Source organism: Pseudorhodoferax sp. Leaf274 (assembly GCF_001422445.1).
Lineage (GTDB): Bacteria > Pseudomonadota > Gammaproteobacteria > Burkholderiales > Burkholderiaceae_C > Pseudorhodoferax.
The window spans coordinates 285,558-300,936 of sequence record NZ_LMNA01000025.1 but is presented as its reverse complement, the minus strand read 5'-3'; the positions used below and the strand labels follow the sequence as shown (position 1 = coordinate 300,936).

14 protein-coding genes and 1 tRNA gene are annotated in these 15,379 nt (G+C 70.7%); 10 read left to right on the top strand and 5 right to left on the bottom strand.

Annotated features, from left to right (window positions below; all coding sequences use genetic code 11):
* Window positions 1–41: 41 nt before the first annotated feature.
* Window positions 42–437 (bottom strand): DUF488 domain-containing protein, encoded by a 396-nt coding sequence (locus ASF44_RS20450; protein ID WP_056901076.1) that lies wholly within the window; start codon window positions 435–437, stop codon window positions 42–44.
* A 57-nt stretch (window positions 438–494) separates the two neighbouring features.
* Between ASF44_RS20450 and ASF44_RS20445 the strand changes: the two genes are divergently transcribed.
* The 4 genes from ASF44_RS20445 to ASF44_RS20430 all read left to right on the top strand — a co-directional run bounded on the left by ASF44_RS20445 (window position 495) and on the right by ASF44_RS20430 (window position 6,925).
* Window positions 495–571: transfer RNA gene (locus tag ASF44_RS20445), tRNA-Pro, on the top strand.
* A 230-nt stretch (window positions 572–801) separates the two neighbouring features.
* Complete coding sequence (locus ASF44_RS20440) at window positions 802–1,920, top strand: glycoside hydrolase family 26 protein (RefSeq protein WP_162243852.1); 1,119 nt, start codon at window positions 802–804, stop codon at window positions 1,918–1,920.
* A 99-nt stretch (window positions 1,921–2,019) separates the two neighbouring features.
* Window positions 2,020–3,657 (top strand): hypothetical protein, encoded by a 1,638-nt coding sequence (locus ASF44_RS20435; protein WP_056901074.1) that lies wholly within the window; start codon window positions 2,020–2,022, stop codon window positions 3,655–3,657.
* A gap of 112 nt (window positions 3,658–3,769) precedes the next feature.
* Window positions 3,770–6,925 (top strand): hypothetical protein, encoded by a 3,156-nt coding sequence (locus ASF44_RS20430; protein WP_056901073.1) that lies wholly within the window; start codon window positions 3,770–3,772, stop codon window positions 6,923–6,925.
* A 79-nt stretch (window positions 6,926–7,004) separates the two neighbouring features.
* Here ASF44_RS20430 and ASF44_RS20425 read toward each other — a convergent pair whose 3' ends face one another.
* Window positions 7,005–7,763: a class I SAM-dependent methyltransferase gene (locus ASF44_RS20425; protein ID WP_056901072.1), complete on the bottom strand. Its 759-nt coding sequence runs from the start codon at window positions 7,761–7,763 to the stop codon at window positions 7,005–7,007.
* Window positions 7,764–7,971: 208 nt separating this feature from the next.
* On the opposite strand from ASF44_RS20425, the gene ASF44_RS20420 reads away from it, so the two are divergent.
* The 6 genes from ASF44_RS20420 to ASF44_RS20395 are packed head-to-tail and all read left to right on the top strand — an operon-like array spanning window position 7,972 to window position 12,626.
* Complete coding sequence (locus ASF44_RS20420) at window positions 7,972–8,856, top strand: MipA/OmpV family protein (protein ID WP_056901071.1); 885 nt, start codon at window positions 7,972–7,974, stop codon at window positions 8,854–8,856.
* Window positions 8,857–8,905: 49 nt separating this feature from the next.
* Window positions 8,906–9,637: a lysophospholipid acyltransferase family protein gene (locus tag ASF44_RS20415; RefSeq protein WP_156374617.1), complete on the top strand. Its 732-nt coding sequence runs from the start codon at window positions 8,906–8,908 to the stop codon at window positions 9,635–9,637.
* Window positions 9,638–9,696: 59 nt separating this feature from the next.
* Complete coding sequence (locus tag ASF44_RS20410) at window positions 9,697–10,473, top strand: glycosyltransferase family 2 protein (protein ID WP_056901070.1); 777 nt, start codon at window positions 9,697–9,699, stop codon at window positions 10,471–10,473.
* A 5-nt stretch (window positions 10,474–10,478) separates the two neighbouring features.
* Entirely contained in the window at window positions 10,479–11,156 is a 678-nt protein-coding gene (locus ASF44_RS20405) for a phosphatase PAP2 family protein (protein WP_056901069.1), read from the top strand.
* 13 nt (window positions 11,157–11,169) lie between these two features.
* Entirely contained in the window at window positions 11,170–11,415 is a 246-nt protein-coding gene (locus ASF44_RS20400; protein ID WP_056901068.1) for an acyl carrier protein, read from the top strand.
* Window positions 11,412–12,626: a beta-ketoacyl synthase gene (locus ASF44_RS20395; protein WP_056901067.1), complete on the top strand. Its 1,215-nt coding sequence runs from the start codon at window positions 11,412–11,414 to the stop codon at window positions 12,624–12,626. Before ASF44_RS20400 ends, ASF44_RS20395 begins: the two co-directional genes overlap by 4 nt.
* Here the strand turns inward: ASF44_RS20395 and ASF44_RS20390 are convergent.
* From ASF44_RS20390 to ASF44_RS20380, 3 genes are read right to left on the bottom strand one after another with little or no spacing between them, the layout of a single operon-like run.
* Window positions 12,613–14,232 carry an NAD(P)/FAD-dependent oxidoreductase gene (locus ASF44_RS20390; RefSeq protein ID WP_056901066.1) on the bottom strand — a complete coding sequence of 540 codons (1,620 nt, stop codon included), beginning with the start codon at window positions 14,230–14,232 and terminating at the stop codon, window positions 12,613–12,615. The two genes, ASF44_RS20395 and ASF44_RS20390, sit on opposite strands and share 14 nt — an antisense overlap.
* An 11-nt stretch (window positions 14,233–14,243) precedes the next feature.
* The gene (gene fabG / locus ASF44_RS20385) at window positions 14,244–14,981 is read right to left on the bottom strand and encodes a 3-oxoacyl-ACP reductase FabG (RefSeq protein ID WP_056901065.1); all 738 of its coding nucleotides are present in this window, start codon (window positions 14,979–14,981) and stop codon (window positions 14,244–14,246) included.
* Complete coding sequence (locus ASF44_RS20380) at window positions 14,978–15,370, bottom strand: hydroxymyristoyl-ACP dehydratase (RefSeq protein WP_235579291.1); 393 nt, start codon at window positions 15,368–15,370, stop codon at window positions 14,978–14,980. Before ASF44_RS20380 ends, fabG begins: the two co-directional genes overlap by 4 nt.
* Window positions 15,371–15,379: the final 9 nt, after the last annotated feature.

Sequence of the window (15,379 nt, the reverse complement as noted above, 5' to 3'; positions counted from 1 at the left end):
AAGGGCGCAAAGGGCGGCGATCCTATCATGTTGTGATGTTTTCAGGCGATGGCGGCGCCGCGCGCGGCCAGCAGTTCGCGCAGCAGCGCGCGGTGGCAGAGTTCCTCGTGCTCGCAGTAGCAGCCCACCGAGAGATCGGCGCCGTGCGACAGGGCCGCCAGCAGATCCAGGTTGCGGCTGGCCTCGGGGGTGTTCATCTCGCGCAGGTATCGCTTGCGAAAGCCGGCCCATTGCTTCAAGTCGCCCGAGGACTGGGCGGCCTGCCCCAGCGCCATCGTTTCGGCGCTGGGCGCGAGGTTGGGGTACCAGCAGTCGTACCAATCCTGCGTGGCGAACTGCGATCTGGGCACCCCGCGCGGTGGCCGGCGCACCGTACCGATGCGCAGCCCTTCGCCAGGCGCACGCGGGGAACCGAGGCGGACGACGCGGATGCCCATGTTGTTTTGTCTCCCGCGGCCAGAACGGCCCGATGCCGAGGTTAGAATGCCGCCCTTCGGAGCGTAGCGCAGTCTGGTAGCGCATCTGGTTTGGGACCAGAGGGTCGAAGGTTCGAATCCTTTCGCTCCGACCACATTCGCGGGGGTTGGCAGGTCAAGATCTGCCGACCCCTTCTTCTTTTGCGCGGCCTGTGCTCGACATCCTGCTTGAGCTCGACGTGTTGCCAACCCGGCGCAGGTGGCCCGGTCCATCTGCGGCTGAAGCTGCCGGCCGCGCCCAGGCATTCCAACGTAGCGGGCGTGTGGCACTCTACGGCCGCATGCAGACCCCGATGACGGCGCTGGGACGGAACGTATGAAGTGCATGGGACTGGATCCCAGCCGGGCGCTTCCGATCACCAGCGGCGCGACGGCACAGACGGTCAGCCTCTACCAGTGGCTGGACACGGCGCGACAGCACTACCGTTATGCGCTCGGCGTGAACGATCATCTCGCGGGCATGCCTGCGCAGAATGCCAGGCCCACGCTCACTGGCTCTCTGGCGAACTTCCAGGCTGTGACGGGCCGCTATCCCGGCGTGGTCGGCCTGGAATACCAGGATCCGCAGTGGGCGACGCGCTGGGGGCAGGATGCGACGGATTTCTTGCGCGACCTGATCATCGGGGCCCACGCCAAGGGCTCCATCATTGCGCTGCACAACCACCCCGGCAACCCAGTCCGTGGCGCGATGTCGCGTGCAGGTCAGACCAGCCCGGCGCCCAGCCCGTCTGATCCGGGCTATTTCGGTGACCGCACCGGCGCACCGCTGGCCGCCATCAAGACGGGCGGAGCGCAAGAGGCGCAGTTCCTCGCCTTCCTCGACCGGCTTGCCACGTTCTTGGCCACGCTGGTGGATGCCAAAGGCCGAAAGATTCCCGTCGTGGTGCGGATGTTCCACGAGGTCACAGGCGACTGGTTCTGGTGGAACGGTGTCGACCGTGCGGCCGACTTCATCGTGGTCTGGCGCAAGATGGTCGACTACCTGCGCACCACGAAGGGCGTCACGAATGCCCTGTACTGCTGGAATGTGGACGCAAGCACGGGCGTGGATCCCCAACAGTTTTGGCCTGGCCCGTCGTATGTGGACATCGTCTCGATGGACACCTATGACAACCGCGGCAGTGGAGACATTTCGCTTCTGGGCGCAAGCGGGATGCCGCTCAAGTGCTGGACGGCCATCGTGGCGCTGTCCGCGGCGCACGGCAAGCCTCTGTGCATTCCCGAATTGGGCTACCAGTACGGCAACAACGTGACGGACATTTGGGACGTGAAAACGGGCCGCTACCTGCCGACGGCGTTCTTCCAATCAGCCTTTGCCGCAATGTGGCCCGCACCGTATGGACCTGCCGTGTCGGACACTGCTGCCGTGAAAGCCAGCCTTTCTGCGATGGCGGCCAGCCCTTACGCCATGACCGCCGAACGGCTGACCTGCATCTGCGGCTGACCGCAGCAGTCGGCTCGACCCTCCGCCGCTTCGCAGACATAATCGCCGCCCGCACGGCGCGCCTCTTGCGGCGCGGCGCTGAAACCGGAGGAGACCTTCATGGCAGACAAGCTCAGCGAAGCAGCGTGGACCGGCTTTACCAAGAAGAACAAGCTCGACCTGGACGACGGCGCGCTGGTCAAGGCGCTGGCCCGTTTCGACAAGAGCGACGAGGGCAAGCCCGAGCCCCGTTCCCAAGCCCTCGAGGACGTCGTCGACCTGTTGAAGAAGCAGGTCGTGGCGCAGTCCAAGCGCAAGAAGGAGCTTGGCGACAAGATCTTCGGCGAGGTCAAGGACAAGCTCTATGCGCTGCTCGGGTCGGCGGAGGCCGAACTGAAGAAGACCCAGGCCACAACGCGGGCCTCGGCCGAGGCGGACGACGATGAGGAGAGCCCTGCGCTGCTCACCTCCAAGATGATTCCGCTGATCCGCGAACTGCGCAAAGGCGAGGCCGTGATGCAGTCGCTGATCGCGACGACCGGCAAGGAGACCGTGGTGCTGCTGTCCCGGCGCGCGATCTCGCCCGCGCGCGGCAAGCTGCTGAAGGAGCAGATGCACAACGCCAGCGGCCTGAAATTCATCCGCGGCGAGTGCACTTACGAAGCCAATGCGCTGACCTTCATCGTGCAGGCGTCCGCCGGCGGGCTGGCCCGCAAGATCAAGGCCGCGCTGCTGCAACAGACCGCGCTGCGGCTGGCGGTGCGGGTGCGTGGCGAAGACGGGGACGATGCCGACGAAGAGCAAGGCCACGCCGACGGCGAAGGCCAGGGCGACGCCCCGCAGGGCCAGGGCAGCGCCGGCGCCGACGCCGGCCCCGACACACCGGCCCCGACCCCGCCCGACGCGCCTTCGTCCGCGCAGCTGGCTTACGACCAGCGCCTGGGCCAGGTGCAGGAGCCGCTGCGGCAGGCGTTGGCGGGCCAGCACCCCGAGGCCACCAAGCTGCGCGCCTTGATCGGCTTTGCGAGCGAGAAGGCCGCGGCCAAGGACTATGCGGCCGCCACGCAAGCCCTGGAGCATCTGCACAAGCTGCTCGATGCGCCTGCTGGCGTCGCGAAGGAAGGCGGTGCCAAGGTCGATGCGGGTGCCGCGTTCAACGCCCGCCTGGCCGCGCTGCTGCCGCGCATCAAGGAAGCGATGGCCGCGGCCGGGCCGGCGGGGCAGGACATCAAGCTCAAGACGAGCGAGGCCGGTGCGCTGGCGCGCAAGGGCGATCACGCGGCAGCGCAGTCGCTGCTGGATGCCGTGGAGGCGGCGCTGGAGTCGCTCCCGGCGGGCGGCCCAGCGGGCCCTTCGGGGGCTGCGGTCAAGGCCGCTGCCAAGGCCTGCCTGGAGACCTGGCTGCAGGCCAAGGAGGCCGCCGACGTGGGCCTGTCGCGGCTGCAGTCGGCGCTCAAGTCCGCTGGCGACCCGGCCCTGCAACGCATTGCCGAGTACGGGCTGGCCGGCGTCAGCCGCGGCCTGCAGGTGGGGCTGCGGGTGGCGCTGCAGGAGTTCGCACTCGCGACCGACCGCGACAAGCAGGCGCCTGCCGCGCAGCGCCTGCGTGCCAGCGTGGGCGATTTCCGGCGCTTCCTGGCCACCGACCCGGCGGTGCAGCTGTGCGATGAGAACCCCTTCGACATCAGCGTCGAGCTGCGCCCGACCCTGGGCGCCGCGCTCCGGCGCATCGACGAACAGCTCGACGCATTGCAGTGAGCAACGAGCGCGCAGGACGCGCTTGCAACGGCCCGGCACAGCCGGTTCCACAGGGCAGGGGCGGTCAACGGCACCGCCGGCCATGCCGGTTCAAGAGACACAGGAGTGATGCATGGCCAAATTGAGCCTGGAGGCCTGGACCCTCGCCTTCTACCAGGTGATGAAGGAAACACCGCCGGTCAGCCCCAAGATCATCAAGAACGCCAGCGCCAGCCTGGGCCGGCAGCAGGCCGAGACGGGCAAGGCGATCCGGCAGGCCGAGGACAAGGCCAAGCATGCCGGCCATGTGGCAGAGGACGCCGAGTCCAAGCGCTACGCCGCGGGCGTCGAGCGCGACGAGATCTTCCAGAAGACCCTGACGGTGGAAGGCCGTGCATCGGCGCAGCGCGACTACGAGGCGGCGGTCCGCCGGGCCGAGGAGGCCAGCCAGGCCTTCAAGGAGGCGAAGTCGGCGGTCAAGGTGCTGAAATTCCAGTCGGAGGGGCTGGCGCAGCAGATCCAGGACCTCGAAGAGCGCAAGAAGAGCGGCGACTTCGAGGGCCTGCAGGGCGAGCTCGAGAAGGTGATGACGCAGGCGCGGCTCGAGCAGCGGCTGGAGCTGGAGAACCAGAAGGTGGGCGACGCCGAAGAAAAGGTCGCCAACCTGAAGAACCTGCTGCACGAAGCCACCGCACGGCACGACGTGCGCGAGGCCGAGAGCCTGAAGGGCGACCTGGCGTCGCGGCAGGAGATCCTGGAGGCCTACCTGCTCCAGCGCGAGGCGGTGCTGGCGCTGATGCCGGGCTACGAGATCGCGCCGGTCGCACCGAACCAGCACGGCAAGCTGGAGGAGCAGGCCAAATCGCTGCAGGGCGCGAGCAAGGTGGCCCAGGAGACCGCGCAGGCCCAGCAGGTCGAGGTCGGCACGCGCAAGGAGGGCGTGGCGCACGCGCAGGCCCTGCTGGAGGAGGCCGCCGCCAACGACCCGGCGCTCAAGGACGCGCAGTCGGCGCTGGTCCAGGCGCGCAAGGCGCTGGGCGAGCGGGAGAGCGAGCTCCTGCAGGTCGAGGAGGAAGTCCAGGGGCTCGGGGAGGTGTACGCCAGGCACCAGGCCCTGGTCGACCGCTACGCCGCCGGCGCCAAGGATGCACCCGGAGGCGAAGAGATCGACGCCTCGCTGGATGTGCTGGAGAAATACACCGTCCCGATCGCCGACGCCAGGGGGCGGCTGCGTGGCCGGCAGGATGCGCTGCGCAACGCCGGGATCGACGTGGGCAAGCGGCTCGCGGCCCTGGCCGATGCCATCGACGAGCGCCTGCGCACGTCCGGTGCCGATCCCGCGCTGGTGCAGGCGCAGAAGGCACTGGACGAAGCCGACGCCGAACTGCGCCGGGCGGCCCAGGCACTGCGCGAGGCCGACGCCCAGGCCCTGGCGCTGGCCGGCCAGGCCGACGAGGCCGCGCGCCGCCTGCAGGTGGTGCAGACACTGCCCAAGGCCACCACCGCGGCGCAGGAGCTGACCGAAGCGCTGAAGGGCGTCGAGGACGTGCCGATCTGGGAGGGCAGCAAGGCGCTGCTCGAGAAGCTGGGCAAGGCCAACTACGACCGGCTCTACACGCTGAGCCAGAAGCTGATCAACGACTTCCAGAAGCTGGTCGACAACGGCGCCACGATGGAAGAGCTGCAGGCCGTCTACAAGGGCGTGCCCGAGCTCTGGCTGCCGCCGCGCTTCCGCGAGGAGGAGAAGAACTGGGTCGCGATGCGCGGCCTGCTGGACGAGGAGACGATGGACGGTTTCCGCAAGGAAACCTCGACCCGGTTGGCCGCGGTCGACGAGAAGATCGAATTGTTCAAGAGCAAGCTGGAAAGCGGCGAGGGCCTGTTCGGCAAGATCAAGGAAGGTGTCGAGTACGGCGAGAAGGGCCCCGAGATCGTCAAGCACATCGCAGAGAAGCTGAAGTCGACCAAGGAGCTGTCGGAGAAATTCGAGCAGGCGCTGAGCCTGGCCGGCAAGCTGGCCACGGTGCTCGGCGCGCCGCTCAAGGCCATCGAGACGGGCGGCAAGGCGATGGAGACCGAGGATCCCGTCGAGGCCTTGATGCTGCAGGACGAGTTCATGGCCTCGCTGGGCGACCTGCTGGGCGGGCTGACCGGCTCGGCCAAGGACATGAAGGCCATGGACATCGGCGGCGTGGTGGTCAAGCAGATCTCCGCGCTGCTGCCGGGCATCGGCGTGGCGGTGAGCTTCGGCGAGGTGATGAAGGGCATGGTCGACTCGGCCGCGCGCATCGAGGAATCGGTGCGCGATGCCGAATCGCACGAGCAGGCGGTCGAAGGCAAGCACCGCGGCGAGGCCGCCATCGCGCAGTTCGCCCGCCGCGACAAGCACCTGGCGGCGCGTGCCGCCACCAAGACCGGCGTCGCGATGGTCAAGGCCGCGGCCGGCGTGGTCGACCTCACCGGGGTCGGCGTGGTGGCCAGCACGGCGATGAAGGGCGTGGCCACGGGCGTCGGCGCGGTGCAGGGCGTCGGCGAGCAGATCGTCGACCGCGGCGAGGGCGAGCAGGCGCGGGCCCTGCTCGAACGCGCGCAGGCCGGCGACGGCGGCGCGCGCTCGGAGCTGTTCCGCTTCCACCCGCGCTACGCCAAGGGCATCCTCGCCATCATGGCCAGCGAGGGCGACGCGCTGGCGCTGCAGGTGCTGAGCACCCATGGCCTCGACGAATCGATGATCCGGCGCAGCTCGCCGAAGATCGTCAAGCGTTACCTCATGAAGAAGTTCGGCGAGAGCGACGTTCCGCCCTCGTGGAGCAGTGCCCGCGATGCGGCCGCCGAGAAACTCAGGACGGTGGCCGGGCTGTTCGAGCGCATCGACGGCTTCTTCGGCAACGTGGCCGACAAGCTGCTCAAGACGTTCGACGGCAACGACCTCGTGCGCGCCCAGGCCAGCCTCAGCGACCTGGCCTACCAGCTGGACACGCAGGCCGACGTGGGCACGGCAGCCAGCGCCTTCGTCGACGTGCGGATGCGCCGCGACGCTCTGGCCGAGAAGGCCACCGACGGGCAGGCCCAGGAGCTCGAGGTGCTGGACGGCGCGCTGGCCGACGAGCGCAAGAAGATCGCCAAGCTGCGCGCGGCGGTGCTGGCAAGCCTGGGCAACGTGCGCACGGTGCTTGCAGACATCCTCAAGCAGCCCGCCGGCGGCCTGCGCGACAAGGCCGAAGGCGCGGCCCGGCAGGTGCTGCGCGAACATCTGCAGCGCGTGGACCGGCTGGCGGCGCTCGGTTGAGGCGCAGGCCGGCCGGCGCGGCCCAGGGGCGCTACCGGTGTGGCCACCGCCGGGCCGCCCCGGCCGGCCTGGCGCGTCGTCAGTCCGGCTTGCGCGCCGTGTACTCGGAGAACACGCCCAGCTCGGTGTGGCGTTGCACCTGCTCGAAACCCGCCTCGCGCAGCGCGGCCAGCACCGAGGCGGGCGCGATGCAGGCGTCGATCGTGTCCCAGTAGTAGCGCCACAGCTCGGCCGTGTCGCGCCGGCGGCCCACCACCCGTGCCACCAGCGGCACGAAGGCGCGCATGTAGGCCCGCAGCAGGGCGCGGCCGCCGCGGTGCTCGGGGCGCGTGATCTCCAGGATCAGCAGGCGCCCGCCCGGGCGCAGCACGCGGTGGAATTCGGCGAAGGCCGCATGCACATCGCCGATGTGGCGCAGGGCATAGCCCATGCTCAGGAAGTCGTGGCTGCCATCGGGCTGCGGCAGGGCCTCGGCACGGCCCTGGAGCAGCTGCACGTTGGGCAGGCGGACTTCGCCCATCATCCCCGGGCTGGGGTCGACGCCGACCAGGCGGCCCTCCAGCCCGATCAGCTGCAGGGCTTCGCGCGCAACGAGCCCGGTGCCGATGCCGACGTCCAGCACGCGCGCGCCGCTGCCCAGTCCTGCGCGCTGCAAGGCCGAGCGCCGGTACCACGGGCCGGTGCCGAGTGCCAGCAGGCGCTCGATGCGGTCGTAGTCGCCCGCGGTCGCGTCGAAGATGCGGCGCAGGTAGCGGTCGCGTTCGGATTCGTCGGCGTAGTAGGCACGCAGCGGTGCGTGTGGCGCCAGTGCGCAAGGCCTCTGTCCTGTTGGGTTCATGCCGGCATTATTTTCGATGGCCCGCGTTGGCAGCCGTGACAGTTGGTAGCAGGCGGGCCGGGCAGGCCGCGCCGGAGGCGTCCGGAAAACCGTGGAAAATCGCCCGCTTCGGCATGGGGTCACCCACCCAGCCCCACAGCCCCACGGAGACCGCCTTGACCCATCCCCCCCAGCAACGCACGCGCGCCACGCTTGGCGCCCAGGCCTGATGCGCGTGCGTGCGCACCGACGCCTGCGGCATGTCGCCGCATGGGCCGCGGCCCTTCCTGCCGCTGTGCTGGCCGCCGAGCCCATCGGTGCCGGCCCCGGCGTCGACGATGGCCTGGCCGCGGGCCAGCGCCCGTTGTGGGAGCTGGGCCTGGGCGCCGCAGCGCTGCGCCTGCCGGACTACCGCGGCGCGGACCAGGGCCGCAACTACGTGCTGCCGCTGCCCTACATCGTCTACCGCGGCGACTGGCTCCGGGCCGACCGCGACGGCGCGCGCGCCGTGCTGCTGGACACCCCGCGCGTCAAGTTCGACCTGAGCCTGGCCGCCTCGGCACCCGCGCGCAGCAAGGACAACGCTGCCCGCCGCGGCATGCGCGACCTCAAGGCACTGGCCGAGATCGGCCCCAACCTCAACCTGGCGCTGGCGCGCTCGGCCCAGGACCGCTGGAAGCTGGACCTGCGCCTGCCGCTGCGTGCCGCCTTCACGCTGGAGAAGTCGCCGCGTTTCGCCGGCACCACCTTCTCGCCGCACCTGAACCTGGACCTGGCGAACGCCGCAGGCGGCTGGAATGTCGGCATGCTGACGGGACCGGTCTTCGGCGACCGCAGGAACCACGCCTACTTCTACGGCGTGGGCGCCGGCGACGCCACCGCGAGCCGCCCGGCCTACGAGGCGCGCGGCGGCTATGGCGGCTGGCAGGCGCTGGCCTCCACCTCGCGCCGCTTCGGCAACACCTGGGTCGGCGCCTTCGTGCGCTACGACCGGCTCGACGGCGCCGCGTTCGACGACAGCCCGCTGATGCGGCGCAAGTCGGCGCTGTCGGCCGGCCTGGGCGTGTCGTGGATCCTGGCCACCTCGTCCGAGCGGGTGGCGGCAAAGGATTGAGCGGGCCAGTGTCGAGAAATTCCTGGGAGTCGCCATGGCGGCGCGCCGCATGAGCATGCTGCGCCGTGTCTGGCAGTGCGCGCTGTTCTACCTGCTGCTTGCGCACCTGGGCGCCATGTCGCTGACATGGAACCTGGTGTGCCTGGTGCTGTATCCGCTGTTGCCGCGTGCCCATGGCACGGTGGTCGGCCGGGCGGCGATCTCGTCGGTCTACCGCGGCTTCTGGACCTGCGCGCAGTGGCTGGGCCTGATGCGCATCGACTACAAGGCGCTCGACGCGCTGTCGCGCGACCAGGGCCTGATCATCGCGGCCAACCACCCCTGCATGCTGGACGCGCTGCTGATCGTGGCGCGGGTGCCGCGCGGCATCTGCATCATGCGCGCCAGCCTGATGCGCAACCCCTTCCTGGGCGCGGGCGCGCGCATGGCGCGCTACATCCGCAACGACCCGCCGCGCGGCATGATCCGCGGCGCGGTGGACAACCTGCGTGCCGGCGGCCAGCTGGTGCTGTTCCCCGAAGGCACGCGCACGGTGGAGCCGCCGATCAACCCGTTCCGCCCCGGCATCACGCTCATGGCCCACATGGCGCGGGTGCCGATCCAGACCGTGTTCATCGAGACCAGCACCGGCTACCTGCGCAAGGGCTGGCCGATCTGGCGCGCGCCGCAGTTCCCGATGGCGTTCACGGTCCGGCTGGGCCAGCGCTTCGCACCCGAGGCAGACCACGCGGGGCTGCTCCAGCGGCTGGAACACTACTTTGCCGAGGAACTGCGCCCATGAACGCCGCCCGGCCACCCGACGGCGTTCGCGCCGAAGCCCGAGCGGGCGAAGGACTCCCGATGCCCACGCCTTCCACCAGCCATGTGCTGCTGATCCCCAGCTACAACACCGGCCCCAAGGTGTACGAGACCGTGGCCGCTGCGCGGGCGCACTGGAACCCGGTCTGGGTCGTGACCGACGGCAGCACGGACGGCACGCCGGCCGGCCTGCAGGCCATGGCCGCGCAGGACCCGGGCCTGCTCGTCATCGCGCTGCCGGCCAATGTCGGCAAGGGCGCGGCGCTGCTGCAGGGGCTCGGGCGGGCGCAGCAGGCCGGCTTCACCCACGCGCTGACCATGGACTCGGACGGCCAGCACCCGGCCGCGCTGGTCCCGGCATTCATGCAGGCCTCCATCGCGCGGCCCGAGACCATGGTGCTGGGCCGCCCGGTGTTCGACGCCTCGGCGCCGCTGCTGCGCGTGCGCGGGCGCCGCGTGTCGAACTGGTGGACCAATCTGGAGACGCTGGGCGCCGGCATCGACGATTCGCTGTACGGCTTCCGCGTCTACCCCATCGCCGACCTCGTGGCCGTGATGCGCCGCCAGCCCTGGATGCGCCGCTTCGACTTCGACACCGAGGCCGTGGTGCGCCTGGCCTGGCGCGGCGTCAAGCCCGTCAACCTGGCCGCGCCCGTCAAGTACCTGACGGCCGAGGAGGGCGGCGTCTCGCACTTCCGCTATGGCCGCGACAACGCGCTGCTGAGCTGGATGCACTTTCGGCTGATGCTCGAGTTCGTGGCGCGCCTGCCGCTGCTGGCCTGGCGCCGGGCCACGCGGCGCCCGCCGTTCCAGCCGTGACGGCGATGGCCGTTGCCGTCCGCCCGGATTGGCGGGCCGAGCTGGCGTACCGCGTGCGCAAGCTGTTCTGGCTCAAGCTGCTCGGCACCACGCTGTGGACCACGCTGTTCTTCGTGGGCTACTTCTACCTGCTGCGCCACCCCGCGTACGCCGTGACCGTGATGCCGCTGACCTGGGTCGACCGGGCGGTGCCGTTCCAGCCGGCCATGCTGTGGCCCTACCTGTCGCTGTGGTTCTACATCGGCATCGCGCCGGGCCTGCAGCGCGACTTCCGGCAGCTGCTGGTCTACGGCCTGTGGACCATGGTGCTGATGGGCGGCGGCCTGCTCATCTTCCACTTCTGGCCGACGGCCGTGCCGCCGCTGACGATCGACCGCGCGGGCCACCCGGGCTTCGCGCTGCTGGAGGGCGTGGACGGCAGCGGCAACGCCAGCCCGTCCATGCACGTGGCCTCGGCCGTGTTCACGGCCATGCGGGTGCACGCCGTGCTGCGCGAGATCGGCGCGCCGGCCACGCTGCGGCTGGCCAACGCGGTCTGGGCCGTGCTGATCGCCTGGTCGACCGTGGCGGTGCGCCAGCATGTGGCGCTGGACGTGCTGGGCGGGGCCATGCTGGGGCTGGCGGTCGCCGCGCTCTCGCTGCGCTGGCGTCCGGCCAGCAGCTATCATGCCGACCGCCCGTAGAACAACGCCATCCATGAGTTCCCTGCCTGCTCTCCAGGAGCTGATCCACAGCAAGTTCGGCATCGACGCCGCCACGCTGCAGCCCGACACCTCCATGCGCGAGTCGGGCTTCGATTCGCTGGCCCTGGTCGAATTCGTGTTCGCGGTCGAAGACCAGTTCGGCATTTCGGTGCCCGACGACAACACCAGCATCGACACGCTGGCCGAGTTCGCGGCCGTGGTCGACCGCCTGGTCGCCGACAAGCAGGCCGCCGCGTGAGCCTCGGGGTTGCCGTCACCGGCCTGGGCGTGGTCTCGCCCCACGGGCCGGACGCCGCAACCCTGTTCGATGCGCTGCTGCAGGGCCGCTCGGCCATCGCGCCCGTGTTCCCCGATCTCCCCAGGCCGGCCTGCGCCGCCACCGTGGACTTCGACCCGCTCGCGTACTTCACCAAGCTGCAGCTGACCGGCGTGGACCGCGTGAGCCAGCTGGCCGTGGCAGCGGCCGCGCGCGCGCTGCACGACGCCGGCGTGCCCGACACGCTGGACGGCCTGGACGCCGAGCGCGTGGGCGTCTATGCCGGTTGCGGCATGGGCGGCGCCGCCGCGCTGGAGGCCGCCTACCGCGGCAACGGCCGCGTGCCGCCGCTCACGATTCCGGCCTTCATGCCCAATGCGCCGGCCGCCCACGTGGCCATGCGCCACAAGGTGCTGGGGCCCGTGCTGACGTATTCCGTGGCCTGTGCCTCGTCGGCCGTGGCCATCGCCGAGGCCGCCGCCACCGTGCAGCGTGGCGAGCTCGACGTGGCCATCGCCGGCGGCAGCGAAGCCCTGGTCCTGCCCGGCGTGGTCATGGCCTGGCAGGCCATGCAGACCCTGGCCGGCTTCGAGCCCGGGGCCGCGGCCACGGCCGTGCGGCCGTTCGCGCGCGACCGCAGCGGCTTCGCGCTGGGCGAGGGCGCGGCCTTCGTGGTGCTCGAGTCGGCCGATCATGCGCGTGCCCGCGGCGCCCGCATCCATGCCCGGCTGGCGGGCTGGGGCCTGTCCAGCGATGCCACGCACCTGACCAAGCCCGACGCCGCCGGCCAGGCCCGCGCCTTGAACGCCGCGTTGCGCCGCGCCGGCCTTGCGCCGCGCGATGTCGGCTACTGCAATGCGCACGGCACGGCCACGCGCGCCGGCGATGTCGTCGAATGCGAGGCGCTGGCCCAGGTCTTCGGCGATGCGCTGCCCGCCCTGGCCGTGAGTTCCACCAAGGCCTTGCACGGCCACCTGCTGGGCGCCGCCGGCGCGCTGGAGGCCGTGGTCACGGTGCAGGCGCTGGCGCAGCGCCGCCTTCCGCCCAATGCCCACTGTGGCGAGCCCGACCCGCAATGCCGCGTGCCGCTGGTGCCGGCCGGCGGGGCTGCAGCGCCGCAGCTGTCGGCGGCGATCAGCAACTCGTTTGCGTTCGGCGGCACCAACGCGGTGCTGCTGTTCACGCAGGACTGAGTTCGGGAAAAAGCAGGTCTTGCGCAGCGGGCGCGGCCGTGCGCTGCGCCATCACGGCGCGCAAGGCGTCGCTGGGCAGGCCTGGATGCCGGCGCAGCGCCCGGTCGATCAACTGCGCCGCCAGCTGGTGCAGCAGCTGCAGGTTGGCCTGCAGCCGGGCCTCGAACTGCGCGGCGTCCAGCTGGTCCGTCAGGCCGCGGTTGAGTTCGGCGAACCAGTCCAGGCTGGCCTGGTCCAGCATGCGGCGCGGGCGCGCGCCGTCGTCCACGGCGCCCCAGGCGCGCAGGAAGTCCTGCACCGCCACGTTCAGGCGGTGCGACCAGGCCAGCGGCTCCTGCAGCCGCGCCATGGCCTGCACGTCCACCAGCCGGTTCTGGAAGAACAGCTGGCACATCACGCCCCAGTAGAAGGTGTAGTCCCACAGCACCTTGAGCGGCATCACCTCGGCGCTGTGGAACAGCGGGTACTGGCCCGTGTAGATCGGCAGCATGGCCTCGTACAGCGAGAAGTAGATGCGCTCGTACATGGGCGCCAGCATGCCGACCGGGGCCTTGGCACGGTCGCGCTCGACCATCTCGGTCACGAAGGTGTTGGAGACCGCGATGAAGTCGCCGCCCGGCGAATAGAACGGGTCCAGGAACAGCCCGGCCTCGCCGGTCAGCGCCCAGCGGTCGCTGCCGCTCCAGACCTTCTTGCAGCCGTACGAGAAGCGCTTGAAGAACGCGAAGTCCTGCAGCCCGTCGCGCTTGGCGTCGAGGTCGGCATGTAGCTGCGGCTGGTGCACGCGCAGCCAGTCCATCGCCTTGTCGAAGCTGTTCATGCCCTCGATGGGGTGCAGCGCCGGATCGGCCACGATGCCGACCGAATGCGAGCCCGAGGCCAACGGGATCAGCCACACCCAATACCCGGCGCCGACCAGGTGGTTGGTCGACAGCCAGCGGTTGGGCGGGTTGCAGCGGGCCAGCCATGCGGCGTCCTGCGTCCATTCGGCCACGTCCACGCGGCGGTCGATGCGGAACCAGACGGCGTGGGCGGCGTGGTCGTTGGGCTGGGCCAGGTCGAGCCGGCGCTTGACGAGGCCGGCGCGCCCGCTGGCGTCCACCAGCCAGTCGGCCGTGGCCTCGTGCGTGCTGCCGCCGTGCGCGTAGCGCACCTGGTGGCGCGCGCCCTTGCTGCCCAGCGTGAAGTCGTGCACGAGCGCGCCGTCGCGGTGGTGCACGCCCGCGTGCTGCACCATCTGCGCGAGATCGTTCTCCAGCATGCCGCGGTCGAGCTGGTAGCTCTGCGTGGGCAGGAAGGTGCTGGCGCCCAGCTCGGTGACCTGCGTGAGGTCGGGCGCACCGTCGGAGAAGAAGAAGCGGAAGCCGAACTTCTTGAGCTGGCGCCGATCGAGGTAGTCCTTGAGCCCCAGCACCTGCGACAGGTAGTGGGCCTGGATCTCGACCGAGGATTCGCCGACCTTGTGCGCGGCCTCGGGCAGCGGGTGGCTGCGGCGCTCGAGCACCAGCACGTCCAGGCCGGGCATGCGCCGGCGCAGCTGCAGCGCCAGCGTCAGGCCGGCGAGGCCGCCGCCGAGGATCACGACATCGTGGTGCTGCGTGGACATGGCGGGCTCCTTCACACCATGGCGCCGTTGATGGAGATGACCTGGCCGCTGATGTAGCCGGCCGCGTCCGAGGCCAGGAAGCCGACCAGCGCCGCCACCTCCTCGCCGGTGCCGGCCCGCTTCATGGGCACGATGCGCTCGATGGTGGCCTTGTCGAAGTCCTGCGCCATGCCGGTGGCGATGATGCCCGGCGCCACCGCGTTCACGGTGATGCCGCGGCTGGCCAGCTCCAGCGCCAGCGACTTGGTGGCGCTGTTCAGCGCACCCTTGGCCGCCGCGTAGTTGACCTGACCGCGGTTGCCGGCCACGGCCGACATCGAGGAGATGTTGACGATGCGGCCCCAGCGTGTGCGCACCATGGGCATGGTCAGCGGCTGCGTGACGTGGAAGAAGCCGTTCAGCGAGACGTCGATGACCTGGTGCCACTGCGCCGGCCGCAGCGCGGGGAAGGCGGCGTCGTCGTGCAGGCCCGCGTTGTTGACGAGGATCTGCACCGGCCCGGCGGCCAGCAGCTGCGCGCATGCCGCGGCGCTGGCCTCGGCGTCCGTCACGTCGAAGGCCACGGCCTCGGCGCTGCCGCCCGCGGCGACGATCTCGTCGGCCAGGGCCTGGGCCGCGGCCAGCCGCTGGTTGGCATGGGCGATGACATGGTGGCCGTCGCGGGCCAGCTGCAGGGCGATGGCGCGGCCCAGGCCGCCACTGGCGCCGGTGACCAGCGCCCGCTTGGGCTTGGAAGTCGTGGTGGTCATGCGGAAAGCGGCGTGTTCAGCACGACGGCGGCCCGGCCTTCGGCCACGGGCTGGCCCGCGTGCTGCACGCGGAAGTGGTAGAGGATCTGCTGCGCATCGCCGGCCTGGCGCTGCGCCTCGATGCGCAGCTCGCCCGCCAGGTCGTCCAGCCGCAGCCGGTGGAACTGCACGCCGCGCGCGCTGGCCAGGAAGCCCGGGCTGGCCGCGCTGCCGGCTTCCTGCCCGATCAGCGCGCCATGCAGCGCCATGGCCTGGGCCGCATACTCGATGGCGCAGGGCGCCAGCAGGCCCGAGGCCGTGCGCAAGGGGTTGGCCGCGTCGCGGTGGCTGGTGGCGCTGCAGACGATGCGCTCGGCGTCCCAGTGCTCCAGCCGCGCGAGCAGGCACATGCTGCCGCT

Excerpts from the sequence above, each read along its gene's own strand:
- ASF44_RS20420 (WP_056901071.1), top strand. The coding sequence starts at position 7,972 with ATGCGCGTGCGTGCGCACCGACGCCTGCGGCATGTCGCCGCATGGGCC.
- ASF44_RS20425 (WP_056901072.1), bottom strand. The coding sequence starts at position 7,763 with ATGAACCCAACAGGACAGAGGCCTTGCGCACTGGCGCCACACGCACCG.
- ASF44_RS20405 (WP_056901069.1), top strand. The coding sequence starts at position 10,479 with ATGGCCGTTGCCGTCCGCCCGGATTGGCGGGCCGAGCTGGCGTACCGC.
- ASF44_RS20435 (WP_056901074.1), top strand. The coding sequence starts at position 2,020 with ATGGCAGACAAGCTCAGCGAAGCAGCGTGGACCGGCTTTACCAAGAAG.
- fabG (WP_056901065.1), bottom strand. The coding sequence starts at position 14,981 with ATGACCACCACGACTTCCAAGCCCAAGCGGGCGCTGGTCACCGGCGCC.
- ASF44_RS20380 (WP_235579291.1), bottom strand. The coding sequence starts at position 15,370 with ATGTGCCTGCTCGCGCGGCTGGAGCACTGGGACGCCGAGCGCATCGTC.
- ASF44_RS20440 (WP_162243852.1), top strand. The coding sequence starts at position 802 with ATGGGACTGGATCCCAGCCGGGCGCTTCCGATCACCAGCGGCGCGACG.
- ASF44_RS20450 (WP_056901076.1), bottom strand. The coding sequence starts at position 437 with ATGGGCATCCGCGTCGTCCGCCTCGGTTCCCCGCGTGCGCCTGGCGAA.
- ASF44_RS20400 (WP_056901068.1), top strand. The coding sequence starts at position 11,170 with ATGAGTTCCCTGCCTGCTCTCCAGGAGCTGATCCACAGCAAGTTCGGC.
- ASF44_RS20430 (WP_056901073.1), top strand. The coding sequence starts at position 3,770 with ATGGCCAAATTGAGCCTGGAGGCCTGGACCCTCGCCTTCTACCAGGTG.
- ASF44_RS20415 (WP_156374617.1), top strand. The coding sequence starts at position 8,906 with ATGAGCATGCTGCGCCGTGTCTGGCAGTGCGCGCTGTTCTACCTGCTG.
- ASF44_RS20410 (WP_056901070.1), top strand. The coding sequence starts at position 9,697 with ATGCCCACGCCTTCCACCAGCCATGTGCTGCTGATCCCCAGCTACAAC.
- ASF44_RS20390 (WP_056901066.1), bottom strand. The coding sequence starts at position 14,232 with ATGTCCACGCAGCACCACGATGTCGTGATCCTCGGCGGCGGCCTCGCC.